The 25,674-nt window shown below is 61.6% G+C and carries 15 protein-coding genes and 1 pseudogene; 4 read left to right on the top strand and 12 right to left on the bottom strand.

The features are described 5' to 3' along the window. Nucleotides 1-9 precede the first annotated feature (9 nt). Nucleotides 10-4,887: a hypothetical protein gene (locus C4J92_RS12430; RefSeq protein ID WP_256657480.1), complete on the top strand. Its 4,878-nt coding sequence runs from the start codon at nucleotides 10-12 to the stop codon at nucleotides 4,885-4,887. 64 nt (nucleotides 4,888-4,951) lie between these two features. Here the strand turns inward: C4J92_RS12430 and C4J92_RS12425 are convergent, their stop codons facing one another. Next, entirely contained in the window at nucleotides 4,952-7,327 is a 2,376-nt protein-coding gene (locus C4J92_RS12425) for an RND family transporter (protein ID WP_124362662.1), read from the bottom strand. Nucleotides 7,328-7,342: 15 nt separating this feature from the next. Continuing rightward, nucleotides 7,343-8,383, bottom strand: a complete 1,041-nt coding sequence (locus tag C4J92_RS12420; RefSeq protein WP_177413199.1) for a YCF48-related protein — start codon at nucleotides 8,381-8,383, stop codon at nucleotides 7,343-7,345. Between the two features lie 378 nt (nucleotides 8,384-8,761). Between C4J92_RS12420 and C4J92_RS12415 the strand changes: the two genes are divergently transcribed. Next, nucleotides 8,762-9,877: a Gfo/Idh/MocA family protein gene (locus C4J92_RS12415; RefSeq protein ID WP_124404047.1), complete on the top strand. Its 1,116-nt coding sequence runs from the start codon at nucleotides 8,762-8,764 to the stop codon at nucleotides 9,875-9,877. 114 nt (nucleotides 9,878-9,991) lie between these two features. On the opposite strand, the gene C4J92_RS12410 is transcribed toward C4J92_RS12415, so the two are convergent. The 10 genes and pseudogenes from C4J92_RS12410 to C4J92_RS12365 all read right to left on the bottom strand — a co-directional run bounded on the left by C4J92_RS12410 (nucleotide 9,992) and on the right by C4J92_RS12365 (nucleotide 22,974). Next, the gene (locus C4J92_RS12410; protein WP_124404046.1) at nucleotides 9,992-11,695 is read right to left on the bottom strand and encodes an AMP-binding protein; all 1,704 of its coding nucleotides are present in this window, start codon (nucleotides 11,693-11,695) and stop codon (nucleotides 9,992-9,994) included. 31 nt (nucleotides 11,696-11,726) lie between these two features. Beyond that, the gene (locus tag C4J92_RS12405; protein WP_124404045.1) at nucleotides 11,727-13,019 is read right to left on the bottom strand and encodes an acetyl-CoA C-acetyltransferase; all 1,293 of its coding nucleotides are present in this window, start codon (nucleotides 13,017-13,019) and stop codon (nucleotides 11,727-11,729) included. 20 nt (nucleotides 13,020-13,039) lie between these two features. Next, nucleotides 13,040-13,216: pseudogene (locus C4J92_RS12400) on the bottom strand (acyl dehydratase); the annotation flags it as partial. Nucleotides 13,217-13,219: 3 nt separating this feature from the next. Next, nucleotides 13,220-14,563: a 3-oxoacyl-ACP reductase gene (locus C4J92_RS12395; RefSeq protein ID WP_124404044.1), complete on the bottom strand. Its 1,344-nt coding sequence runs from the start codon at nucleotides 14,561-14,563 to the stop codon at nucleotides 13,220-13,222. Between the two features lie 153 nt (nucleotides 14,564-14,716). Continuing rightward, nucleotides 14,717-17,239 (bottom strand): acyl-CoA dehydrogenase, encoded by a 2,523-nt coding sequence (locus tag C4J92_RS12390; protein ID WP_124404043.1) that lies wholly within the window; start codon nucleotides 17,237-17,239, stop codon nucleotides 14,717-14,719. Nucleotides 17,240-17,517: 278 nt separating this feature from the next. Then, on the bottom strand, nucleotides 17,518-18,963 hold the full coding sequence (locus tag C4J92_RS12385; protein ID WP_124404042.1) for an outer membrane protein transport protein: 1,446 nt from the start codon (nucleotides 18,961-18,963) through the stop codon (nucleotides 17,518-17,520). A gap of 201 nt (nucleotides 18,964-19,164) precedes the next feature. After that, a complete protein-coding gene (gene praB / locus C4J92_RS12380; protein ID WP_124404041.1) occupies nucleotides 19,165-19,650 on the bottom strand; it encodes an alkane oxidation protein activator PraB in 486 nt (161 codons plus the stop codon). Nucleotides 19,651-19,768: 118 nt separating this feature from the next. Beyond that, nucleotides 19,769-20,272, bottom strand: a complete 504-nt coding sequence (gene praA, locus C4J92_RS12375) for an alkane oxidation protein activator PraA (RefSeq protein WP_124404040.1) — start codon at nucleotides 20,270-20,272, stop codon at nucleotides 19,769-19,771. Nucleotides 20,273-20,396: 124 nt separating this feature from the next. Further along, complete coding sequence (locus C4J92_RS12370; protein ID WP_124404039.1) at nucleotides 20,397-21,677, bottom strand: alkane 1-monooxygenase; 1,281 nt, start codon at nucleotides 21,675-21,677, stop codon at nucleotides 20,397-20,399. 298 nt (nucleotides 21,678-21,975) lie between these two features. Beyond that, nucleotides 21,976-22,974 (bottom strand): alpha/beta fold hydrolase, encoded by a 999-nt coding sequence (locus C4J92_RS12365; protein WP_124404038.1) that lies wholly within the window; start codon nucleotides 22,972-22,974, stop codon nucleotides 21,976-21,978. Nucleotides 22,975-23,241: 267 nt separating this feature from the next. Between C4J92_RS12365 and C4J92_RS12360 the strand changes: the two genes are divergently transcribed. Both C4J92_RS12360 and C4J92_RS12355 read left to right on the top strand, forming a co-directional pair. Beyond that, on the top strand, nucleotides 23,242-24,780 hold the full coding sequence (locus C4J92_RS12360) for an NAD(P)/FAD-dependent oxidoreductase (protein WP_124404037.1): 1,539 nt from the start codon (nucleotides 23,242-23,244) through the stop codon (nucleotides 24,778-24,780). Further along, nucleotides 24,777-25,667, top strand: coding sequence for an SDR family oxidoreductase (locus C4J92_RS12355; protein WP_124404036.1), 891 nt, complete (start codon nucleotides 24,777-24,779; stop codon nucleotides 25,665-25,667). The genes C4J92_RS12360 and C4J92_RS12355 overlap by 4 nt, the downstream gene beginning before the upstream one ends. The last annotated feature ends 7 nt before the right edge of the window (nucleotides 25,668-25,674 follow it).

Genomic DNA, 25,674 nt, shown 5'->3' with positions numbered 1-25,674 from the left:
ATGACTCCCGTGCCAACCACCCCGACACCCCCGGCTGAAAACATTCTGCAAAAAGCAGTGGAGACGCAGTTTCGCACGCGCCCATCCCTGCGCTCAGTCGTGACCCAGATGCTGACCTACACCTTGAAGGAACGCTTCCCGCACCTGCCCAAGCCCCTCTCCGATCTTTGCCTGGCGCTGCCCCGTGACGGCGGCGGCCGGGGCCTGCATCCGCTGCTGGAGGTGGCCCTCAAGCATATTGCCGACGGCAGCTTCCCCGACCTGTCCGTGCGCGGCAACCTGGATGGTTACCTGAGTGACGCCACCGGCACCCGCCTCGTCCCGCCGACCGGTGAGCCTTCCAGCTATGACGTGCGCGCCGTCGAAGCGGTGATACGCGAACTGCCCTTGATTCTGTTTGTGGGGTATCAGGATGCACTGACCGAATACTGGGACCAGGACAGCGAGGCCGGCGGCAGTCGCTGGCGATGGCTGGCCAGTTTGCTGCAAGGCGTGCTGAGGACCTCGGCGATTCGTCAGTCCGGCGAGGATGCCCAACAACTGCAAATACTCAGCACGTTGGCCAACTACCCTACTCGTGAAGCCAGGGCGGGCCTGCCATGGCCCGACAATTCGATCCATGCCTACACCCTGGAAACGCACCTGGTGCGGGAAGCCACCACCCTGACCGTGCAGTCCAGCGACCTGCTCGTGATCAGTGGCCAGCGCGTATGGTTGTGTGCCGTGTCCGGCCAGGTCGAGTCCTACGCCAGCCTCGACGCCTTCGGCCAGGCATGGGGCGAGCGCCTGTCACGGCAGTTCAGCGCCGACAAGATCACCTGGCACCGCTACGAGCCCGACGGCGATATATTCGAGGTACAAGCGGCGCTGGTGCTCAACCGGCAACTGGAGGATCTCGCCGCGATACAACTGCCTCGCGCCAGCTCCATAGACGCCGCGCAACAGCTGTTCGAGTCGACCACCAACCCGGCCTCGTGGTTTGCCCGCGCGCCGCTCACGCTGATCGATAGCTTGTCGCCGATCCAGGCCGCCCTCCCCGACTGGCTGCGCGGCGCCTCACCCGCCGACCGCTTCAGCTATCGCCAATGCCTGATCGAACAGGCCAACCTCAGGCGCCTGACGCAGGGCGCAGGCTACCTGGATGGGCTGGAGGATATCCGCACCTATGCCGCCAGCCACTTGAATCACCAACTGTGCCTGGAGCGCAATGCCGTGATGCTGGGCACACGCAGTTGCACGGACCTTGAACACGCGCTGTACAAGGCCGAAGACCTGGAGCTGACCTTCGATGTGCCCGTCGGCACGTTGCAAAGTGGCTACATCCAGCAAGTGTCCATGAGCCTGGTCGACCTGGCCCTGAAGAATCTGTCGGGAAGGCCCAGCGGCCGCATGACATTACGCCATACCGGTGGCCGCGAGCTTGAAGCCTGGCTGACCCCGGCGTACCTGCTGCAACTGATCCAACGGGTGGATATCGGCCGCAACTACCCCGTCTATATTCAACAGGCGTTGCTCAGCGGCACCGAAGAGGCCGAACGGCGCGAACGCCTGTTCTGCGGGCAACGGCCTGTCGAGCTGAAAACCCAGGCGCTGGAACACCTGATAAAGGCTGAGGCGGGGCTTACGCGACGTGGCTTTCGTTGCGTCCAGGCAGTCGTCGGCACCGAGCGTGCGGAGCGCTGGGTCGACAGCGATCAAATCGTCATGCGCGCGCTGGCCTTTCAACGCAAGCCTGGGGCCAAGGCTGATGTGGTGCAGAACATGTTCATTATCGAACCGCGCAATGCGCAGTCCGGTCCGCACCTGCTCTACCGGCCGGCCTATGGCGAATCTTTGCTGGAGTTTGCCGGCCGCGACCCGTTGCTGGCGGCCATCGCCCAGCCCGGCGCCCTGCAGGACAGCGTACTGGCCTGGCTCGCGGACGACGCCAGGGCCATTTACAGCAATGGGGGGTTTAATCAGCCGCACTATGTGCGTATCGGCGGTATAGGCTCGGAATTCGATCCATTGCCCGAGGTGCCGAAACCGGCGACGCTGGCACCGGCCAATGATGAAAGTAACGACCCGATCCTGCAGGCGCTGAACAGCGGCCAACTGATGCAATACCTGTTCGTCTGCGAAGCCCGTCAACTTCTGGACCAGGCCGACCGCGAGTCAACCTCCAATGCTGAAAGCCGCTGGGCGTTGATCCTGGAAGGTGTGCAACTGGGCTTCAACACCTTGTTGATGCTGGTGCGCGGCCCCCTGGCGGTCGTCGGCTGGCTCATGCAACTGGCGATGGGCCTCAGGCAGGACCTGCCGGCGCTGGAAAGTGCAGACCCGATTGCCAGGGAGTTGGCGTGGGTCGACCTGCTGCTCAACATCGGCATGGTCTTGCTGCACCATGGGCTGGCGACCGAAGCGCCAGGCAGCCCCGTTATCGAATCCCCGCCACGCCCGCCGTTGAGGCGTGCACAGGCCAGCCCTGCGGTGATCGAACGCGGCGTGGTTGGCCTGCCCTCCGAGCCACCCGGTGGAGGCCGAACCCTGCTGGACTTTGACCGCTCCCTGGCCGGCGACAGCGCCTCGGCGCGCCTGCTGGAAAAACTCCTCGAGGTCAACGTGCCCTGGCCCCAGCCGCTGCCGGTCGCCGTTGCGCTGGGCGCCTTCAAAGGTCTGTTCAAGGTCGACAACCTCTGGCACGCCTCGGTGGGCGGCCTGTTCTTTCGGGTCAGGGTCGTTCCAGACTTTGACGAAGTCTTCATCATTCATCCCGACAAGCCCGACCACCCTGGCGTCAAGCTCAGAACCGACGGCAATGGGCATTGGAGCCTGGATCGCGGGCTGAAACTGAGCGGTGGAGGCCCCAAGCGCCTGGCGGCCTTACGCGTGAAAAACCGCGACAAAACGGAGCAGTTGCAGGTGCGTATGCAAGCGCTCGCCATCGAGATCACGCCACCGATGACCGAACTTCGCGCCTCGCTGGTTCGAATGCGCACCGCCCACGCCGACCTGACCAAACAGGCCGCGACGTTAAAGCTGGTGTGGAAGCTTCTGGACAGTGCAACCGGCCCGCAAAAGTCGACCCTTGAAACCCGTCATCAGCGCGAAATGCAAAGCTATGCAACGCTGCGTGCCCACTATGAAACGCTGCTGGACACCCTGCAGGAACGACACGCGCAGTTGCTGCCGGCACGCCATGAACTGGTCAAGGTGGGCCAGGACCTGGAAAGGTACGGCGGCGCCGGCAGTCACGTTCAGGATCGGGCAAAAACCCTGAGAACGCTCTGGGACGAACAACTGGCAATCCATACCTACCTGGGTTTGTGGGCAGACACGCTTCAATTCAGTGACAGTGGCGAGCCAATGCGTCATGTGTCTGAACGCATGATGCTGGAAAAGCTGCTCGGCAACTGCGCGCCCTATGATGAACACGCGGCAAAATCCATCGCGCTGGCCGATATCCAGCAACGCCTGGCCGTGGGCACCCGCGGCATGGAGACCACACTGGAGCTGTTGGAACAGGACTCAGTGGCGGGTCGTGCGATACGTGAAGAGTTGCTGGCAATGATCGCGCACCCGCAGCACTTTTTCCCCGAGAGCCTGAAAATCAACGCGCTGATCCCGTTGTCGTGGGTGGCCATTGAGCTGTCGGCCACTGAAAGGTCGCCGCAGGAAGCGCTGTACAGGCAGCATGCCGACCATTCCAGCCTGAGCCAAGCGCTGCTGTCTCACATCGAAGTACGCAGCAGCAGCGGCTTTGCCCTTGATGAACAGCGCCAGGTGTACAACACCGTGCTCGATCAATACCGCCGTTATGAGACGGCGATCGAGGCGCTCAAACTGATCAACCCGGCACGCTTGCGCCCGATGGCCGAGCGGCTTGTGAATGAACTGCGAGATGTCCGCACCCTTGCCGAAAACGAACTGGAGGCCGTGGTCCGCAGGCAGGAGGAACTGGAAGTAGAACAGTCGCGATTAAAAAACCTGCGCCCGAAAGCGCCGACCAAACGCATCTTTAAAACCCGTAGAAGAAAATACCTCGTCGGCGACCTCAAGCCGGCCGATGGCCACATCAACCGCGAGCACTTCACCATCACCGACCCGGCTACCGGGCAAGCCGTCGCCTCGTTTCGCGAGCAGGCCGGCGAATGGGTAGACATCGCCGAAGACCTCGCGACCGCGCCGCAACCGCCAGCCCAGGCCCGTCCACTGGCGATACTCAAGCGCGAGGGCCAGATACTGCTCCAGCAGCGCGCCGGTATCGAACGTGTGATCAGCGCTCAACAGCAAGTGCTGGAATCTCCCGGCACTCGGCAGGCGGTCAACCCCGGCGACTGGGATGAACTGCTCAGCGACCAGGCCGGCAAGCTCACCGAGCTTGCCGATGAGATTGCACGGGAACACGCCGGCCAACCCTCGGCCCAGGGCTTGATCAACGAGTACCGGGCCGAAGCCAGGGACATGCAGCGAAAGGCGCAGGAGGTCTGCAGCGCCGCTTACAAACAGCAGTGGCCGACACTGGAAAGCCTCGATTACCTGTGGCGGCACCAGCAGATCGACATCAACCTGACCAGCCCGGCCGATCCACAGCGCCCTACCCTCAGCGGCGATTTTTTCACCGAGTACGCGGTGTATGACAAAGCTCAAAAACCGCCGAGCGTGTTGTGGTATGCCCATTTTCACTATGCGGCAGCCAACATGCCGCCCGCCCGCTATACCCGTGCGCACCTGAAACTTGCCGACCAGCGTAAATTCACCCAGAAGGACCTGCTCAAGGCGCATGTGCAGGCGCGATTGAAGAGCCAGCAGGAGCCGGGGGCGGAACCTATCAGGAAGATCCTCTATGTGCTGATCGCGCCGCCTCATGATCAACTGTTCTTAGCCATCGCACCTGCGCCGCACTGACCGGCGTCCCCTGAAGCGCAAAGACCGCAGCCAGGGCTGCGGTCTTTTTATGTCGCTCGGGCAATCAGTGGGCAAACAGCGAGTTGCCCTTCTGCCCCGCCAGCTTCTCGGGCTTGATCAGGAACCGTGCCAGTGCCGGCAGCAGCCACAGTGCACCGAACATGTTCCACAACAGCATGAAAGTCAGCATCAGGCCCATGTCAGCCTGGAACTTGATCGCCGAGAAGATCCAGGTGCACACGCCGATGGCCAGGCACAGGCCGGTGAACAGCACGGCTTTACCGGTGGACTTGAGGGTCTGGTAATAGGCTTCCTGCAACGGCAAGCCCGCGCGCAGGAAGCTTTCCAGGCGGCTGTAGATGTAGATGCCGTAGTCCACGCCAATCCCCACGCCCAGCGCCACCACCGGCAAGGTCGCAACCTTGACGCCAATGCCCATGAACGCCATCAGCGCATTGCCCAGCACCGAGGTCAGCACCAGCGGCAGCACGATGCACAGGGTAGCCGCCCAGGAGCGGAAAGTGATCATGCACATGGTCGCCACGCACAGGTACACCAGGATCAGGATGGTCAGCTCCGACTCCTTGATCACCTCGTTGGTGGCCGCCTCGATCCCGGCGTTGCCGGCGGCGAGGATGAATTCCAGGCCGTCCTTGTTGTTCTCCTTGGCGAAGTCCTGCACCGCATGCACGGCGCGGTCGAGGGTCTCGGCCTTGTGGTCGTTGAGGAACACCAGCACCGGCGCCAGGGAGCAATTATTGTTGTACAGGCCATCGGCGCGGGCGATGGAGTTGTTCAGCACGTCGGGGTTGCGCGACAGGGTTTCCCATTTCAGGTTGCCCTCGTTCATGCCCTTGATCATCTGCTTGGACACAGTGACCAGCGAGATCGCCGACTGCACGCCCTCGGTGTTCTGCATTTTCCACATCAACTGGTCGATCGGCGCCATGGCTTCATAGCGCGAACAACCTTCGGCGCGGGTCTTGACCATCACCACCAGCACGTCGGAGCTGGTCGAATAGTTGCTGATGATGAAGTTGTTGTCTTTGTTGTAGCGCGAGTCGGGGCGCAGTTCCGGCGCACCCTGGTCGAGGTCGCCGATCTTGAGGTTCTGGCTGTACCAGAGGCCGCCGCCGAAGGCGAGCACTGCCAGGGCGATGGAGATGGGCGCGATTTTCGGGTTGGCGAAGTTCGACAGCAGACGCCAGAACGGATGTTCGCGGTTCGCGTCCTTCTTGCTCCGGGCGATGGCCCGCGGGCTGATGCCGACATAGGAAATCGCCACCGGCAGCAGGATCAGGTTGGTGAACACGATCACCGCCACGCCGATGGACGCGCCGATCGCCAGTTCGCGGATCACGCCGATGTCGATGATCAGCAAGGTGATAAAGCCCACGGCATCGGCGAGGATCGCGATCATCCCCGGCAGGAACAATTGCCGGAAGGTGCGCCGCGCGGCGGTCAGGGCGTTGTCTGCCTCACTCGACTGCAGGGCGATCCCGTTGATCTTCTGCACCCCGTGGGAGATGCCGATGGCGAAGATCAGGAACGGCACCAGCATCGAATACGGGTCCAGCCCGAAGCCGAAGAAGTGCATCAGGCCGAGCTGCCAGACCACCGCCACCAGCGTGGTGCTGAGCACTGCGACGGTGCTGCGCAGGCAGTTGGTAAACCACAGCAGCAGGATCAGGGTAATAACGAACGCGATGCCGAAAAACAGCACCACCATCACCAGGCCATCGATCAGGTCACCGACTTTCTTGGCGAAGCCCACGATGTGGATCTTGACGTTGGGGTTCTGCGCTTCGAACTTGTCGCGGATCTTGTCTTCGAGTTCATGGGAGAACTTGCGGTAATCCAGGGCCAGCAACTTGCCTTGGTCCTGCGGGTCCGGGTAGGACTCCAGCAGTGGGATATCGACGATGCTCGACTTGAAGTCGTTGGCCACCAGCCGGCCGACCTGGCCGGACTTGAGCACATTGTTGCGCAACTGGTCGAGGCTTTGCGGCGAGCCGTTGTAGCTCTGCGGGATCACTTCACCGCCGGCGAAGCCTTCTTCGGTCACTTCGGTCCAGCGCACGCTGGGGCTCCACAACGACTTGAGGCCCGAGCGGTCGACGCCGGAGATGTAGAACACCTCGTCGTTGATCTGGCGCAGGGTCTCCATGTACTCCTTCGTGAAAATGTCGCCGTCCTTGGCTTCCACCGAGATGCGCACGGTGTTGCCCAGGTTGGCCAAATCGTTGCGGTGTTCCATCATCTTTTCGATGAAGGGGTGCTTGAGGGGGATCATCTTTTCAAAGCTGGTGGACGGGCGAATCAAAGTCGCCTGCCAGAACAGGAAGATGCTTACCAGCAAGCAGATGACAATCACTGCCGGGCGGTTGTTGAAGATCAGGCGCTCAAGAAAGGTCGCTTTATCGTTGTGATGACTGCTCATTCTTTCTCCGCCTTCTTATTGTTTTTTCGGTTCGGCGCCAGCAGCTGTAGCGACGCGAACGCCGCCCTGCCCGACCAGGACCAAGTTGCCGTTGCCGGCCGCAGTGACCGCCGAGAGTGAGATACGGTCCGGGCGGTTGAACACGCTGAAGGTCTGGCCGTCGTCATGGCTGACCACCACGCTGCCGCCATTGCCGACGACGACGATGGCACCATCCTCCAGCAAGGTCGCGCCGGACAACCCAAACTCCAGCGCGCCCCGCGCCGCGTTCAACTCGACGGGCTCCCAGGTGCTGCCAAAATCGGTGGAGCGATACAGGTTGCCGCGCAAACCATAGGCCAGCAGCGTTTGCGGCTGAGCGGTGCCGATCACGCCAAACAACGAGCCCTCATAGGGGCCTTCGAGTTTTTCCCAGGTCTGGCCGTCGTCGCTGGAGCGAAACATGCTGCCCTGCTCACCGACGATAAACAGGCCGGCGTCCTTGATGGAGGCGATGGCGTTGAGGTGGAACTGGTCTTCGTTGTCGAGGCGGTCGCTGACGTCTTCCCAGGTCTGGCCGCCGTCGGTGGTCTCGATCAGCGCACCGTAGGCGCCCACGGCCAGGCCGTGATTGGCGTCGTTGAACCATACGTCGAGCAACGGCGCTTCGCGCTTGAGGTCCTGGTATTGCTGGGTCCAGCTGGCGCCGCCGTCGCTGCTGGCGAGGATCTGCGCATCATGGCCGACCGCCCAGCCGTGGCTGGCATCGACGAAGAACACCGCCGTGAGCAACTGCCGGGTGGGGACTTTGGCTTGGGTCCAGGTGCTGCCCTGGTCATCGGAATAGAGGATGTGCCCGCGATCCCCCACCGCCACCAGGCGCTGGCCGGCGTGGACCACGTCAATCATCAGGCCTTTGGCGGCCTTGGGGGATTCAATCGCAGACACCGCTGCGGCGGGGGTATCGCTGGCGGCGTGGACGACGCTGGGTAACGCAACGGCGCCAAACAGCGAGAGCGCTGTGGCCAGCAACGCAAGCTTGCGTGCGGCGCGTGGGCGGCAAACAACCCAACCCATGACAGGCTCACTCATAGACCTTTCTCCCATTTATTATTGTTAGGTCGTGTTGCTTTGCGCGGGGCTCTGAAACCTGCAATCTAGAGCGCCTGGCGCAAGCACGGGCCATCCTATCGGGCTTTGGAATCGTCTGACAATCGGCGCTACGTTATCTTTTGTTAACTGGCGGCGTTTGGCCACATGGTGAATATAGCTGCATCAGCTCAAATGATGATGTTATGGGACGCGGAGCGTCTCTGGCGGCGTTACCACGCGGAGCGTGGGAACGAGCATCATGGCGTCCTGCGTGAAATGAATTTTTATTCCATCTATTGAATTTTGAGAATATTTATTCCATTAATACACTTCCTGAAAACAATAATCCAAAGGACCACGGCGATGCGTGAACTCGGAATCGGCTTGATCGGCACAGGCTTCATGGGGCGCGCCCACGCGCTGGCGTTCAACAACGCTCGGGCGGTGTTCGAACTGCCAGTCACGCTTACACTGGCGGCCCTGGCCGATGCCGACGCCGAGCGCGCGCAGCGTTGCGCCAGCGCCTGGGGGTTTGCCCAGGCCCATGCCGACTGGCAGGCGCTGATCGACGATCCCAAGGTCGATGTCGTGGCCATCACCACCCCCAACCACCTGCACTACCCCATGGCCATGGCTGCCATTGCTGCCGGCAAGGCGGTGTACTGCGAGAAGCCGCTGGCGGTCAGCCTGGAACAGGCCGATGCCATGCGTCGAGCTGCCAGCGCGGCCGGGGTGGTGACGCGCGTGGGCTACAACTACCAGCACAACCCGATGATCGTGCTGGCGCGACAGATGATTGCCAGCGGCGAGCTTGGCGAGATCATCAGTTTCCAGGGCGAATTCAGCGAAGACTTCATGGCCGACCCGGCCTCGCCCTGGTCGTGGCGCTGCGAGGTGGAACACGCTGGCGGCGCGCTGGCGGACCTGGGCAGCCATTTGCTGTCGATGGCCCATTACCTGGTGGGCGATGTGGCCAGCGTGTGCGCCGATACCCACACCGTCCACGCTCAACGACCGGCCCTCAAAGGCAGCCATGAACTCAAGAGCATCGCCGTGGACGACCAGGTGCATGCCCTGTTGCGTTTTGCCAACGGCGCGCGCGGCACGGTGAGCAGCAGTTGGCTCAAGCATGGCTATAAGAATCACCTGAGCTTCGAAATCAGCGGAACCCAGGGCACGCTGGCGTTCGATCAGGAGCGCTTGAACGAGCTGCGCCTGTGCCGAGCCGGCCAGGATGGCTTCCAGCGCTTGCTCGCCGGCCCGGCCCTGCCCGGCTATGCCGCGTTCAGCCCGGCGGCCGGCCACCAGTTGGGGTACAACGAGTTGAAGACGCTGGAGGTTCACGAACTGATCATGGCGCTGGCGGGGCAAGGTGCGGATGGCACCGATTTTGAAGCGGCGTGGGCGGTGGAGCGGCTGGCGACAGCGATTCGTGTGGCGGCGCTTGAAGAGCGCTGGGTCGAAGTGAACTCAATCTAAATGTGGGAGGGGGCTTGCTCCCGATGGCGGTGGTTCAGCCAATACATGAGTCGGCTGACACACCGCTATCGGGAGCAAGCCCCCTCCCACAGTTGATCGCAGTTATCTTCAATATCAGCGCAGGGCTCGGCGCAGCACTTTGCCGACTGTGGTTTTAGGCAGTTCGGTGGTGCGAAACTCCACGTACCTGGGCACCTTGTAGCCGGTCAGATATTCCCGGCAATGGGCGAGGATCTGCTCCTGGGTCAGGCTCGGGTCCTTGCGCACCACGATGATCTTGACCTTCTCGCCGGTCACGCCATCTTCCACACCGATCGCCGCCACTTCCGCCACCCCTGGGTGCATCGCCACCACGTCCTCGATTTCGTTCGGGTACACGTTGAAACCCGAGACCAGGATCATGTCCTTCTTGCGATCCACCAGGCGGATGTAGCCGCGCTCATCCATCACGCCGATGTCACCGGTCGACAACCAGCCTTCGGCGTCCAGCACTTCGGCGGTTTCCTTCGGGCGCTTCCAGTAGCCCTGCATCACTTGCGGCCCGCGCACTTGCAGTTCGCCTTGCTCGCCGATTTCGGCGATTTCGCCGTCTTCACGCACGAAGCGCACCCAGGTCGACGGCAAGGGCACGCCGATGCTGCCGGTGAATTCCATCTCGCGCATGCGGTTGATGTCGATGGGGCTGATGCTCACCACCGGGGAACACTCGGTCAGCCCGTAGCCCTCGACGATCGGCAAGCCGGTGACTTCCTTCCAGCGCTTGGCCACCGCTGTGTGCGTGGCCATGCCCCCGGCGATCACCATGCGCAGGTCGGAAAAGTCCCGCGCGCAGAACTCCTTGTTCTCCAGCAAACCGTTAAACAGCGTGTTGACCCCGGCGATCCCGTTGAAGCGCTCCTTGCGCAGGATCATCTGCACCCGTTTCACGTCCCGTGGGTTGGCAATCAGGATATTGCGCCCGCCCAGGCACATGAACATCAGGCAGTTCACCGTCAAAGAAAAGATGTGGTACAGCGGCAGCAAGGTGACGTTGGTCTCCTGCTTGTGCTGGTCGAGTTGATCACCGACCCAGGCCTTGGCTTGCAGCAGGTTGGCAATAATATTGCGATGGCTGAGCATCACGCCCTTGGCATCGCCGGTGGTGCCGCCGGTGTACTGCAGGAAGGCCAGCTCATCGCGACTTATGCTGACGGGCAGAAAGTTGAGCGCCCGCCCCTGTTTCAGCACCTGGTTGAAACGCACCGAGCCAGGCAGCGTGAAGGCCGGCACCTGCTTCTGCACGCGGCGCAGGATGAAGTTCATCGCCGCGCCCTTGAAGGTGCCGAGCAGGTCGCCGATGGCCGCCACCACCACGCGCTTGACGCTGCTGCCTGGGATGACCTTTTCCAGGGTGTGGGCGAAGTTTTCAAAGATCACCACGGTCTCGGCGCCGCTGTCCTTGAGCAGGTGCTTGAGCTCATGGGCGGTGTACAACGGATTGACGTTGACCACCACCGCACCGGCCAGGATCGTGCCCAGCAGGCAGATCGGGTACTGCAGGCAATTGGGCATCATCAACGCGACGCGGTCGCCCTTCTTCACCCCCTGGCCCTGCAGCCAGGCGGCAAATGCGCTGCCCTGGATGTGCCAGTCGGCGTAAGTCATGGGCGTGCCGATGCTGACATACGCCACCCGCTCGCGGAATTTTTCCAGGTGTTCCACGAACACTTCGCGCAACGAGGGGTAAGCCTCGATAGCGGCATCGATGTCCGCCGGCACGCCGGGCAGGTAGGCGTTCAACCAGATGCGTTCGGTGTGTTCCAGGCTGATGGCGTTCATGGCTGCGTCCTTATTGTTGTTGTGGATAGGGCTACTTTTCGACGATGGCGGTAATACCCAGCCCGCCCGCCGCACAGATCGAGATCAAGCCGCGACCGCCGCCGCGCTCATGGATCGCCTTGGCCAACGCCGCCAGTTGCCGGCCACCGGTGGCGGCAAACGGATGGCCGCAGCCCAGCGAGCCGCCGTTGACATTCATTTTTGCGCGGTCGATGGCGCCCAGCGGTGCGTCCAGGCCCAGCCGCTCGCGGCAGTAGTCGGGGTCTTCCCAGGCCTTGAGCGTGCACAGCACCTGGGCGGCGAACGCTTCGTGGATTTCGAAGAAATCAAAATCGGCAAAGCCCAGGCCTTCGCGCTTGAGCATGCGCGGTACGGCGTAGGCCGGGGCCATCAACAGGCCTTCGGTGCCGTCGACGAAATTCACCGCCGCCGTTTCACCGGTGCGCAGGTAGGCCAGCACCGGCCAGCCATTGGCAGCGGCCCACGCTTCGCTGGCCAGCAACACCACCGAAGCGCCGTCGGTCAGGGGCGTTGAGTTGCCGGCGGTGAGCGTGCCGTCCTGGCGGTCGAAGGCCGGCGCCAGGCTCGCGAGTTTTTCCAGGCTGATGTCGGCGCGCAGGTTGTTGTCCCGTGCGAGGCCCCGATGGGGGCTGATCAGATCGTCGAAGAAACCGCGCTTATAGGCCGCGTCGAGGCGTTGGTGACTGGCGAGGGTCAACTCATCCTGGGCCAGGCGCTTGATCTGCCAACGCCTGGCCATTTCTTCGCAGTGCTCGCCCATCGACAGGCCGGTGCGCGGCTCGCCATTGCGCGGCAGCAGCGGCTTGAACATCGAAGGGCGCACCTTCAACAAGGCCTTCAGTTTGTCGCCTATGCCCTTGGCCCGATTGGCCGCAAGCAAGGTGTGGCGCAGGGATTCGTTGATGCCAATGGGCGCGTCGGAGGTGGTGTCCGCGCCTCCCGCGATACCCACTTCGATCTGGCCAAGCGCGATTTTATTGGCCACCAGCAACGCGGCTTCCAGGCCCGTGCCGCAGGCCTGCTGCACATCGTAGGCCGGGGTCTGCGCGCACAGCGTGGTCGACAGCAATGACTCGCGCGCCAGGTTGAAATCGCGCGAATGCTTGATCACCGCACCGGCGACGAATTCGCCCAGGCGCTGACCGTGCAGGTTGTAGCGATCCACCAGGCCTTGCAGGGCGGCCACCAGCAAGTCCTGGTTACTGTCATGGGCATACACAGTGTTGGAACGGGCAAACGGCAGGCGGTTACCGCCGATGATCGCCACGCGTCGGGTCGGTGGCGGATTGAAGTAGTCACTCATGTAAGGCTCTCATTCCAGGCGGCACGGGCATACGCCGCGATGGCGGCGCTCGACAGTTCCACCGCCGGGCGTACCAGACGCTCCCGGGGCAACGGCGGCGCGGCGCCAGGCTCGGGCTTGCGCAAGCCGCGCACAGCGTCGAATACCAGTTGGATGCGCGAGGGTGGCGGGTCGATGATCTGGGTCACGTAGTCCATGGTTCAGGCTCCCAGCAGGCTTTGACCGCACACCCGCACCACCTGGCCGTTGACCCCACCGGACGCCGGATGCGCCAGCCAGGCGATGGCCTCGGCCACATCGACCGGTTGGCCGCCTTGAAGCAACGAATTCATGCGCCGCCCGGCCTCGCGGATCAACAGCGGGACTTTCGCGGTCATCTGCGTCTCGATAAACCCTGGCGCCACCGCATTCACCGTCACCTGCTGCGCCGCCGCACGCGGGGCCAGGCCCTGCACCAGGCCGATCACCCCGGCCTTGGACGTGGCGTAGTTGCTCTGCCCGAGGTTGCCGGCGATACCGGAAATCGACGAGACGCACACAATCCGCCCACCGGGGTTCAGGCCGTGGTTATCCAGCAGCGCCTGGCTGAGCTGCAACGGCGCCTCGAGGTTGACCGCCAGCACACTGCGCCAGGCGGTTTCGGTCATCTTGGCGATGGTCTTGTCGCGGGTGATTCCGGCATTGTGGACCACCACATCAAAGGCGCCATACTGGCTGACATGCGCCTGCAATAACGCGGCGGCATCCGGCGCGGTGATGTCCAGGGGCAATGCCGAACCGTCCACACTGTCAGCGACCTGCTGCAGCGCCGACTGGGCCTGGGGCACGTCGACGCACACCACATGGGCACCGTCGCGCGCCAACACCTGGGCGATGGCCAGGCCGATGCCGCGGGAGGCGCCGGTCACCAGGGCGCGACGGCCGGCGAACGGTTTGTCCCAGTGAAGGGTGATGTGACTGTCCACCGGCTTCTGGAGGCGTATCACTTGCCCCGACACATAAGCCGAACGGCGCGACAGAAAAAAGCGCAGGCTGCTGTCCAACGCGTCCTCGGCGCCCGGCGCCACGTAGATCAACTGCACGGTGATCGCCCGGCGCAGCTCCTTGGCCAGCGAACGCACCAGCCCCTCGAGCGCGCGCTGGGCGACGGCCTGGGGCAAGTCCTGGCAATGTTCCGGTGCGGTGCCGAGTACCACCACGCGCGCGTGTTGGCCCAGGCGTCTGGCGTTGGCGTGAAAAAATGTATAGAGCTCATCCAGGTGCTGCAGGTCGGCCACGTGCGTGGCATCGAACACCGCGCCCTGCACCTTCACCGTCGACGGCGCCTTGACGGTCGCCGGGGTGGCGGCGACGGTGTCGGTGCTGCTGAAGAGGCGATGTACGTGCTCGGTCAGGCGCCCTGCCCCGGCGACGATGACCGGGTTGGCCAACCCGTGCTGGCCGCTGCGATGGCGCTGCAGGGGCAAGGGTTGCGGCAAGCCGACGGCGTGGGCCAGGCGACGGCCCCAGAGGGAATTGACGAAAGAAAGGTAGCGGTCACTCATAGATAGGTCCATTCACAACACAATCCTGCCTTGGAAAACCGATCAAATGTGGGAGGGGGCTTGCCCCCGATAGCTGTGTGTCAGTCAGTGAATCTGCATCTGAGCCACCGCTATCGGGAGCAAGCCCCCTCCCACATTGGGACCGCGTTTGGATTAATTGACCGAAGCGTTCTCGCTTTGGCTGGCGCGACGTTTGGCGGGCTCCAACGCCTGCTTGCGCTGCTGCAGGGCCTCCAGCAAACCGAAGTCCTGCGGGAAATCGTCGACCTGGATGCCGTGATCGGCGTATTCCACATAACGTGCGAGCAAAGCGTCCTCGTCGTCGCTGATCAGGTCCAACGCCCGTGCCTTGACGCGCCAGCCGGTAAAGGCCGCAGACGAAATCGGCATTGGCGCGAGCAGGCCTTGCTTGATGACGGGCTTGAGCCGTGCCTCGATCAGCTCCACCTGGGGCAACAGGCGGAACCCCAGTTCGCCATAGGCCAGCTTGTCGATTTCCGGGCGCGGGATGTAGGAGTTGGCGAGCAAACGGTCGCGGGTTTCGCCGGGGGTCTGTACGACCTCGGCGACTTGGGCCAACAGGCGATCCGACGGTTTGCGCAAAGGAATGCCAAACGGGAAACTCAAGGCCCGCAGCACCGCCGCAGCGGCTTTCGACGGGTAATTGTCGAGCACTTCGGCCAGCGCTTCATGGGCGCGCAGCAATGCGTCCTGGGCCGCCCAATGCACCAGCGGCAAGTCGGCCTGGGGCCGGCCGTCGTCCTCAAAGCGCTTGAGTATGCAAGACAGGATGTACAACTGCGACAGCATATCGCCCAGGCGCCCGGTAATACTTTCCTTGCGCTTGAGAGCGCCCCCCAGCACCCCCATGGAAACGTCCGAGACCAATGCCAGCACCACCGACAGACGATTGGCCTGGCGGTAGTAGGACGCCAGCGCCGGGTCGGTCTTGGCCGGGGCAGAAAGCAGCCGCCCAGCGGTCAGCGCATGTACCGTGGCACGCACGGTGTTGGCCAGTACAAAACTCACGTGGCCGAACATCGCGCTGTCGAACTCCTGCAGGGCCTTGCGCCGATCCGGGTTGCGCGCCGCTTCCATTTCGCGCAGCACATAGGGATGGCAGCGGATCAGGCCCTGGCCGTAGATGATCAGGCAGCGGGTCATGATGTTCGCGCCTTCCACGGTGATGGCGATGGGGCTTTGCTGATAGGCGCGTGCCAGGAAATTATTGGGCCCCATGCAGATGCCCTTGCCGGCGACGATGTCCATGCCATCGTTGACGATCATTCGCGCGCGCTCGGTGACGTGGTATTTGGCGATGGCCGAGATGACCGAAGGTTTCTCGCCGGCATCCAGGGACGCCACCGACACCTTGCGCACCGCATCACAGGCATACAAGTGCCCGGCCATGCGGGCCAACGGTGCCTGCACCCCTTCGAACTTGCCGATGGGCAGGCCGAACTGCTTACGCATCGCAGCGTAGGCGGTGGTGCCACGGACCGCCACTTTGCCCAGACCGACGTTGGCCGACGGCAGTGAAATCGCCCTGCCCGCCGCCAGGCATTCCATCAGCATGCGCCAGCCGTTGCCGACTTGTTCGCGACCGCCGATCACCCATTCCAGCGGAATGAACACATCCTTGCCGGTGGTCGGACCGTTCTGGAATACCGCATTCAGCGGCCAGTGGCGACGGCCGCTGTTCACGCCTGGATGGGAGGTGGGAATCAGCGCGCAGGTGATGCCCAGGGCACCTGCGGCACCGAGCAAACCGTCCGGGTCCTCGGCACGGAACGCCAGGCCCAGCACCGTGGCAATCGGGCCGAGGGTGATGTAACGCTTGTCCCAGGTCACGCTGAACCCCAGCACCTCCTCGCCTTCGTGCAGGCCCTTGCACACAATTCCCACGTCGGGAATGGCCCCGGCATCGGAGCCAGCATACGGGCTGGTCAGCGCGAAGCACGGAATATCCTCACCCCGCGCCAGACGCGGCAGGTAATAGTTGCGCTGGGCCTCGGTGCCGTAATGCAGCAGCAGTTCGGCGGGGCCCAGGGAGTTGGGCACCATCACCGAAATGGCCGCCGCCGAGCAGCGGGTCGACAGCTTCATCACCACTTGGGAGTGCGCGTAGTGGGAGAAGCCTTTGCCGCCGTACTGCTTGGGAATAATCATGCCGAGAAAGCCGGCTTCCTTGGTGTATTGCCAGCCCTCGGGAGACATGTCTTGCCACACCTGGGTGGTTTCCCAATCGTTGGCGATGTCGCACAGGGTTTCGACTTCGTTGTCGAGGAACGCCTGCTCCTCGGCACTCAGGCTGGCCGGCGCGGCTTGCAGCAGGCGCTGCCAGTTGGGCTTGCCGCTGAACAGCTCGGCGTCCCACCACACGGTGCCGGATTCGATGGCCGCACGTTCGGTGTCGGACATGGCCGGCATGACCGTACGAAACAGCCCCAGGGCCTTGCGGGTCAACAGCACGCGGCGCAGGGGTTTGATCGCCAGCAACAAGGCCGGCAACACCACCAGCACCGCGGCGACGGTAGCGCCGAATGCGGCCACTGCGTTGAACAGATAGCCAGCCGCCAGCCATACCAGGCCGGCGCCCAGCCACAGGGTGGCTGCGGCTTGTCGATACGCCAGGGCAATCGCCGCGACGAAACCCACCAATAACCAGATAACCATGGGATACCTCTACTTGATTCAGGGCGTGGCACCCGTGCGGACCGCTCGGATTGAGCGGGGCGTAGAGCCACACTACAAACTCGGGAAATAAATTCAAATTTTGTTTTGAAATTTTTATTTAATGGTCTGGCGAAAATATTCAGGGCTGAACGAGTCAGCCTAATTGCATCAGTCATGTGGCTCCGATTAGGTTCTGCGGATTGTTCTGTAAGCGTGTCAGTGTGCGCCGGGTCTCAAGATGCGCTGAATACCCGGCTTCAACACGGTCAGGTACGTGACTAGAACTTATAGGTCGCCGACAAGCTCACGACGTCACCTGACGACTCAGCCTTCCCGTCCAGTTGAGCAGCGCCGAGGCGATCGACGTTCTTGGTTTTCAGGTTGACCTTTTCGACGAACTGGTGCGAGTACGCGCCATCCACTGACAGGCCCGGCACTGCCTTGATGTCGTACCCGGCACCAAACGCCAGGAAATAACGATCGCCATCAGGGATCCGCGGGTCACGCGTGGAGTTACGGGTAGGCGTCTGGTCATACGCCACACCTGCACGCAGGGTGAGTTCGTCGGTGGCTTTGTAGTCGCCGCCGATTGAGGTCATCCACGCGTTTTTGTAGTTGTAGGGAATGGCAACAATGGTCGAGCCCTGAGACTTGAGTGTGAGGTCCTGGAACGAGGACCACTCAGTCCACTGGGCACTCACACCGAGCGTCCAGCGGTCATTGAACTGATGGACCCAGTCAATCGCAGCAGTCGCCGGGATATCCAGTTGCGCACTGGCATGCGCGCCATCCGGGAACAGCTTGAGACCGGGATAGGCCATTTCAACCAGCGTCTCTCCGTTCGGACCAATAGGGTTGGTCATTGTGTTACGACCGATGGCGTCCGTATAAACGTCGTACTTGCCGGTCATCTTGTTTTTGATCTTGGCGTGATAATTCAAGCCCAGCGTGTCTTGCTGCGTCGGTTTCCAAACCACGCCACCAAACCAGCCTACCGAGATGTTGTCGACTTTAACGCGTATCAAGGAATGCCCGACACCGGTCGGAAAGCCGGTGCCGCCAAGCCCGGGTGATACATCTGCGGCAGCCAACACATCAACGTTCTGGCTGACGTTTCCCTGGCTGCGCTGAACGATGGCACCCCCACCGACCGAAAATTCATCATTGACCTTGAACGACAGTGAGCCTGTCAGGCCGATGGTCTCGATCTTGGTGTCGACCGCGAAATCCCGCAGCTTTGAGTTTTCGTTCCACGTACTTTTCATACCTTGCGGTACGACCTGGCTCAGGCCAAAAGCGAAGCGGTCGCCGATGGGCATAACCATAAAACCAGTGGGTAGCCATGCGGTGAAACCGCCCTGGCCGCCATTATTGGTATTGAGGGTCGGATCGCCCAGGTTGCCTTGGTCATCCAGCACTGGCGTATTGGTCACCGGGTTGCCGTTATGGTCATACGCCTGGCCGGAATATTTGATCTTGATCCGGGCGTAATCGACGGTCTGCTGCACGATGGTTGAATCGATGAACGCCATGGCCGCTGGGTTGTTGTACGCCGCACTCGGGTCATTCTTGAACAGAGAACCGCCACCAAATGCGCGGCCCCAACCGGGGGCGCCATAAGTGGGCGTGGAAAACCCGCCCGCCTGCACATATTCCGTAGTGATCAGGCCTCCCAACAAGGCCAGTCCCAGTAACGTGTAAGCGTGTTGTTTCTTATTATTCATGCGGTACTCCCTATTATTATGTGCGCCCGGCCCCTGCCGGTGGGTCGTGTAACCATGGAGCGTTGTTCAAAAGCGCCTGTACTGGAACGGTGTATGACAATCAGGGATGGGTGATAAGCGAAGGCGATTTATCGTTGACCGGCGCCTCGCGGGGGGCGCCGGCATTTCAACGGGTGATCAGCCCTTTACGGAGTAACGCGCTTACGGGTTTACCGTGAGCGTCGGAGCCACAACGTTCAGCGAAACCACAGTGCAGTTTCCGCTCAGCGACTGATTGGCGGCCGAAAGGGTTTTGGTCCCTGCAGCCCAAGTGACTGCGATAGGGGTTGGTCCGCAGTTGGTGGCTGGGATCGAGGTGATCTTGTAGCCGACATTGGTCACGGTACCGGTGGTGCCCGTCGAGGCAGTCAATACCCAAGGCAGGTTAGTCAGCGTTGGCAAAGAGCACAGACCGCCGCCGGTCAGCGTCGCGCCATTGATCGAGGCCACGCCACCGCTAACGTTGCCGGTAAAAGTGATACCGCATGTCACTGCCGCGCCAAAAGACGAAGGCGACTTCACCACGATGGTGCCGGCGTTAGTCGAGAACGGACCGTCCGGAGAGACGGAAGCCGCACTGGCCATCGACGCGGCGCCGAAGCACATTGCAAACGAAGTTGCACAAACGAGGGTTTTCAAGCTTTTCATTATTTTGCCTCACATGTAATGGCGAGTTATTCGCCTGGGGTAATGACCATGAACACGAAGCCACGTGTAAAACAGCAGAGCTTCATATTCCAGCCAAATTCACTTAAGTCCGACAACTTTATTCAACTACTTTGAAATCAGGCGGCATCTTGATTGACACCGTTTTAATAGTGCAGTCATCACCAATAGGTACATTGGCAGCCTCCAACTTACCGGTGGCGTTATCCCATGTACCGACTGCGGTAGAAGGACCGCACTTGCCGCCCAGACCGAATGCATGCACGTCCACGCTGATCTTCGACATCGAGCCGCTTTTTGTATCCTTTGCAATCAAGATCCATGGCAAATTAATAGCTTCGACCCGGCTGCACTTGAGCCCGCCATCGAACGCGACTTTGTCGATATTGACGGATGTCCCATCGGCCGTCACTTTGCCGGCCACCTTGATGGTGCAGTCGGCACTGATCAACGCGCCTTTGGAGAAGCTGATTGGGCCCTGGGCTGTAAACGTGCTACCGGCAGGTTCGATACGGGCGGCCTGTGCGTGATGCCACGCGATCAAGCCCAGCGCGGCCAGTACGACATTAACGGTGAACTTTATAGTGACCTGAGTTACTTGCATGTTTACGCCCTTCCCTTGAAATTATTTTCGTTCGGGTAAACAACCATCCTGCAACTAAGCTAACAAACAATCGACGTAGAAATCCTTATCGAAATACACTCGAAAAACGCGTTTTTATTTCAAATTAAAACGGCTTGGCTTCGCCGCTGTACTTCTCCAGATACTTCAAGCGCTGTGAAGGCTGGAGATTAGCCAAGGTGATATCACCGGCATAATGATTCAATACACGATGGTCCATCCGGCGCCGCCACAAATACGGCACATAGGCCCAGACAATCATGCTCGCGTAACCATAGGGAAGTTGCGGCGACTCATCAAAGTGGCGCAACGACTGATAACTACGCGTGGGATTGGCATGATGATCGGAATGCCGTTGCAATTGAAACAGGAAGATATTGGTGACTATCCGATTACTGTTCCAGGAGTGCCGCGGCGAACAGCGCTCATAACGACCATTGGGCAATTTCTGGCGCTTGAGGCCGTAATGCTCGACGTAATTCACCACTTCCAGCAACGAGAAACCGTAGACGCCCTGGATGATCAGGAACGGGATCACTGCCGCGCCCAGCCAGGCAATCATCGCGCCCCAGAGCAGCACGCTGTACATCCAGGCGCTGAGCACCGCATTCTTCCAGTGCCAGGCCGGCAGGCCAAGTTTGCGCAGGCGTTCGCGCTCCAGGTTCCAGGCCGAGCGAGCGCTGAACCATACCGAGCGCGGCAGGAAGGCCCAGAAGCTTTCACCCAGGCGCGAACTGGCCGGATCTTCCGGTGTGGCGACGCGTACGTGGTGGCCACGATTGTGTTCTGTGTAGAAGTGCCCGTAGAACGTCGGCGCCAGCGTGACCTTGGCCAGGAACACTTCCAATGGCTTGGGTTTGTGCCCCAGTTCATGGGCGGTGTTGATCGCGATACCGGTAGCGGCCCCGGTGGACATCGCCATGCCCAGATAAGTGAAGCCACTGACGGGGCCGTGCAACTCGGTGCGAGCGGTAATGAACGCTGCGGCATGTGCCAGCCCACTCGATGGATCGAGCGCCGCGGTGGCCCGCAGCAGCCCGCCGCCGATGATCCAGTCAATGCCGCCGGCGGCGAGCCAACCGGTGATCACGACCGAGGCGATCACAAACAGCACGCCGGTATAGACGATCCAACGGTAGTAGCGCTGGGATTCGAGATGGCTGACGGCAGATTCCGGCGGGTTGCTGAGGTCTTCACCCAACAGGCCGTCGATCAATGGGATCAGGCCGAAGATGACCAGCACACCGATCCACCACAGTTGCTGAATACCGGTGCCGATAGCCAGGGCCCCCGAGAGCAGTGGAGTCGCCAGGGGCATGATGCCGAGCCACCACAGGTAACGCTTGCCGTCGGCCCAGACGCCTGGCACCGCCAGGGACGGGTTCATGCCCACCTCCGAGCGCAGGCGGAGGCAGCAAACAGGAGGGCGGAGCGCTGACCGCTCCAAGACATCAACCATGCGATAAAAGGCGTTTTTTTCATTATTTTATTCGCTCTTAGGCATTTCAAAAAATGTTTCAAATTAGAAATTGAAATAATTTTTTAAATAAATAGCGCGGAATCGTTAGGTCGTCAACCAGTTTATCCGGGCCATTTTGCGTGACTGGGCAGTCTCTTTTTCAGAGCGCCGGCCAGGTCTCTAGGGCGGGCGTTGACGCGCTGGAACCGCAGATCGGATGGCATGGTTATTTGCCCACTATGGCAAACGAGGGCTGCAATACGGCGGCGCTTCGCGCAGGCCCGGCCCGTTTGGCAACCTGCTCGACCAACGCCACCACTCGTTCCGTGGCGGTAATCGGCAACATGTGCCCTCGGTCTTCCACCACCTGCAGCTTCAGCCCGGGCACCTTGCTGGCCAGCCCCTGACCGTGTTTCTGGAAGTCGAGCACGTTATCCCGGGCGCCGTAGATGAGGCCGATTGGCAGCGTCAGCAGCGGGTAACGCTTGACCATGTCCGGCAAGTGATCGTTGACTCGGTTGATCTCGGTGGACGCGGCAAAGAAGTTCTCGGGACGCATCCCCAGCAAACCGCCGCCGCGCGTAGCGAAGTCTGGCGGGGCGGCATCGGGGGCGAACACGCCCTTGACCACCGATCCCTTGGTCAACAGGCCAATGGGCAGGGTCAAGGTGCGCGATACCCAGCGTCGCAGCCAGGCGGGACGTACCGCCAAGGACAGGAATACCAACGGCAGCATGCGCTGGGGATGGGTCAAGGGCGCCACCAGGATCAAGCCGGATACCGCATGCGGATGATCAAGGGCCAATGCCAGGGCAACCGCACCGCCCAGGGAATGCCCAAGCACCAGCGGCTGATCCAGTTCGAGGGTTTTGATAAAAGCGGCCATTTGGCGCGCCTGGGCCGGCAGGTCTGCCGCCGTGCCATGGCGCCGACTGGAGTAGCCCGACCCTGGGCGATCGACGCTGATGACGCGAAACTGCCCACGTAACTGACTGGATAACGCATAGGTCAGATTGCGACTGCTGCCCATCAGCCCGTGGATCATCACCAGCGCTGGGCCTTGGCCTTCGTCTACATAATGAAAGCGCTCGCCATCCACCTCGACGACGCGCCCGTTGATCGGAACGGCGGTTTCAATACGCCGTGTCATCCAGGCGCTGAAAGCCCACGACACAGCGCTCGCGCCTATCACCACACCCGCAGCGACAACCCACTCGACAGCCATAGCTCGGTCCTCTGCTTCCCTGCTGCTGGCGACCTGATCGGGATTGATCAAGGCCTCAACCTTCGCCCATACCTTGGACCCAGCCTCCATGCGCGTCTGTCGGACAAGTCGCATAGATCGAACAAGGTCCTAGCGTAGGCGAAATTTTCAGGTAGATTATTTAAAATCTTTTTTAAAATAATTAATTCAATTTTCCTTTGCAATGGTGTTCTATCTAAAACACAAAAGAAAAACAGGAGCACATCCGATGCCCACCAAGGACCGCTTATGAATGCCCACAGCGACGCCATCGACATCGCCATCATCGGCTCAGGCTTCGCCGGCCTGTGCATGGCAATCAAACTCAAGCAAGCCGGGCTCAGCGATTTTTTCGTCGCTGAGCAGGCCGACACACTCGGCGGTACGTGGCGTGACAACCACTACCCTGGCTGTGCCTGTGACGTGCAGTCCCATGTCTACTCCTTTTCCTTTGCGCCCAACCCCGACTGGACGCGCCAATTTGCCCCGCAAGCGGAGATTCGCGCTTACCTGGAGCAATGCGCGCGGCGGTTCGGGCTGGCGCCGTACCTGCGTTTCGGCATGGGCCTGCAACGGGCGGTGTTCGATGATCAGCAGCAACGCTGGCAACTGACGTTCAGCGATGGCCGCCAGGTCAGTGCGCGAGTGTTGGTGTCGGGCATGGGTGGCCTGTCGCGTCCCGCACTGCCGGATATTCCTGGGCTGGACAGTTTCAAGGGCAAGCGTTTCCACTCGCAGCAGTGGGACCATGACTACAGTTTGAAGGGCAAGCGCGTGGCGGTGATCGGCACCGGCGCCAGTGCTATTCAGTTCGTGCCGCAGATTGCGCCGCAAGTGGCGCACCTGGACCTGTTCCAGCGCACGCCGCCCTGGATCATGCCCAAACCCGACCGGCCGATCTCACGCGTCGAACGCTGGCTGTTCAAGCATCTGCCGGTGACCCAAAGGCTGGTGCGCAGTGCCTTCTACTGGGCGTTGGAAGGCCGCGTAGTGGGCTTTGCCCTGCACCCGCGCTTGATGAAGATGGTGCAGAAAATCGCCCTGCGTCATTTGCATAAACAAGTGGCCCGCCCTTCCCTACGCAAGATTCTGACGCCGGACTACACCATCGGCTGCAAACGTGTGCTGATCTCCAACGACTACTACCCGGCGTTGTCACGCAGTAATGTCGAGGTGGTGACCGACCAGGTGCTGCGGATCGAAGCCGATGGCGTGATCACCGCTGACGGCATCAAGCACCCCGCCGATTGCCTGATCTTCGGCACCGGGTTCCAGGCTGCCGATCCCCTGCCCCGCGGCTGCATCATCGGCCGCAACGGCATCGACCTGATGGACACCTGGCACGACGGCGCCCATGCCTATAAAGGCACCACGGTGCCGGGCTATCCCAACCTGTTCCTGATCGTCGGGCCCAACACCGGCTTGGGGCACAACTCGATGATCCTGATGATCGAAGCCCAGGTCGCTTACATTCTTGACGCGTTGCAACAGATGCAGCGCCAACGCATCGCCATGGTGGAGGTCAAACCCGCCGTGGAGCAGGCCTACAACGCGCAATTGCAAGGCAAGCTCAAGCGCACCATCTGGAATACCGGCGGTTGCCAAAGCTGGTACCTCGACCCGCGTACCGGCAAGAACACCACACTGTGGCCCGGCTCGACGTGGCGGTTCAAGCAAGTCACCCGGCATTTTGCGCTCAAGGACTATGTGGTCAGCCGGGCGCCGGTTGTGCCTGTGCCGCGCGCCGCAGCAACCCCTCATTGCGCCACAGAAGGCAGTCTGTCATGAAGTCATTCGCCGGCCGCGTGGCGGCAATCACGGGAGCGGCCTCCGGCATGGGTCGCGCACTGGCGCTGGCCCTGGCACGGGAGGGTTGCCACCTGGCCTTGGCCGACAAGAACAGCCAGGGGCTGGAGCACACGCGGGACCTGGTCAGGACGTCGACCCTGTCGCCGGTGACCGTCACCACCCAGGTACTGGATGTCTCGGACCGCCAAGCCATGCTGGAGTGGGCGGCGCGGTGTGCGGCCGAGCATGGCCAGGTCAACCTGGTCTTCAATAATGCCGGAGTGGCGCTGTCGAGCACCGTGGAAGGCGTGGACTATGCCGACCTGGAGTGGATCGTCGGCATCAATTTCTGGGGCGTGGTGCATGGCACCAAGGCGTTCCTGCCTTACCTGAAGGCCAGTGGCGACGGGCATATCGTCAACACCTCCAGCGTGTTCGGCCTGTTCGCCCAGCCCGGCATGAGTGGCTACAACGCCAGCAAGTTCGCGGTGCGCGGCTTTACCGAAGCGCTACGCCAGGAGCTGGACCTGCAACGCTGCGGCGTCTCCGCCACCTGCGTGCATCCTGGCGGAATTCGCACCGACATCTGCCGCAGCAGCCGGATCGACGCGAACATGACCGGTTTCCTTATCCATAGCGAACAACAGGCGCGCGCCGATTTCGAAAAGCTGTTTATCACCGACGCCGACCAGGCCGCCAAGGTGATCCTGCAAGGCGTGCGCAAAAACAAACGCCGCGTGCTGATCGGCCGCGACGCGTATTTCCTCGACCTGCTCGCCCGTTGCCTGCCGGCGGCCTATCAAGCGCTGGTGGTGTTTGCCAGCAGGCGCATGGCGCCCAAACCACGCACGCCCGTGTTTGAAACCAACGACGAGCCCCGTCTCTGAACAGGAG

It is taken from the genome of Pseudomonas sp. R3-18-08, from assembly GCF_003852065.1.
Classification (GTDB): domain Bacteria; phylum Pseudomonadota; class Gammaproteobacteria; order Pseudomonadales; family Pseudomonadaceae; genus Aquipseudomonas.
This window is presented reverse-complemented; position numbering and strand designations above follow the sequence as displayed.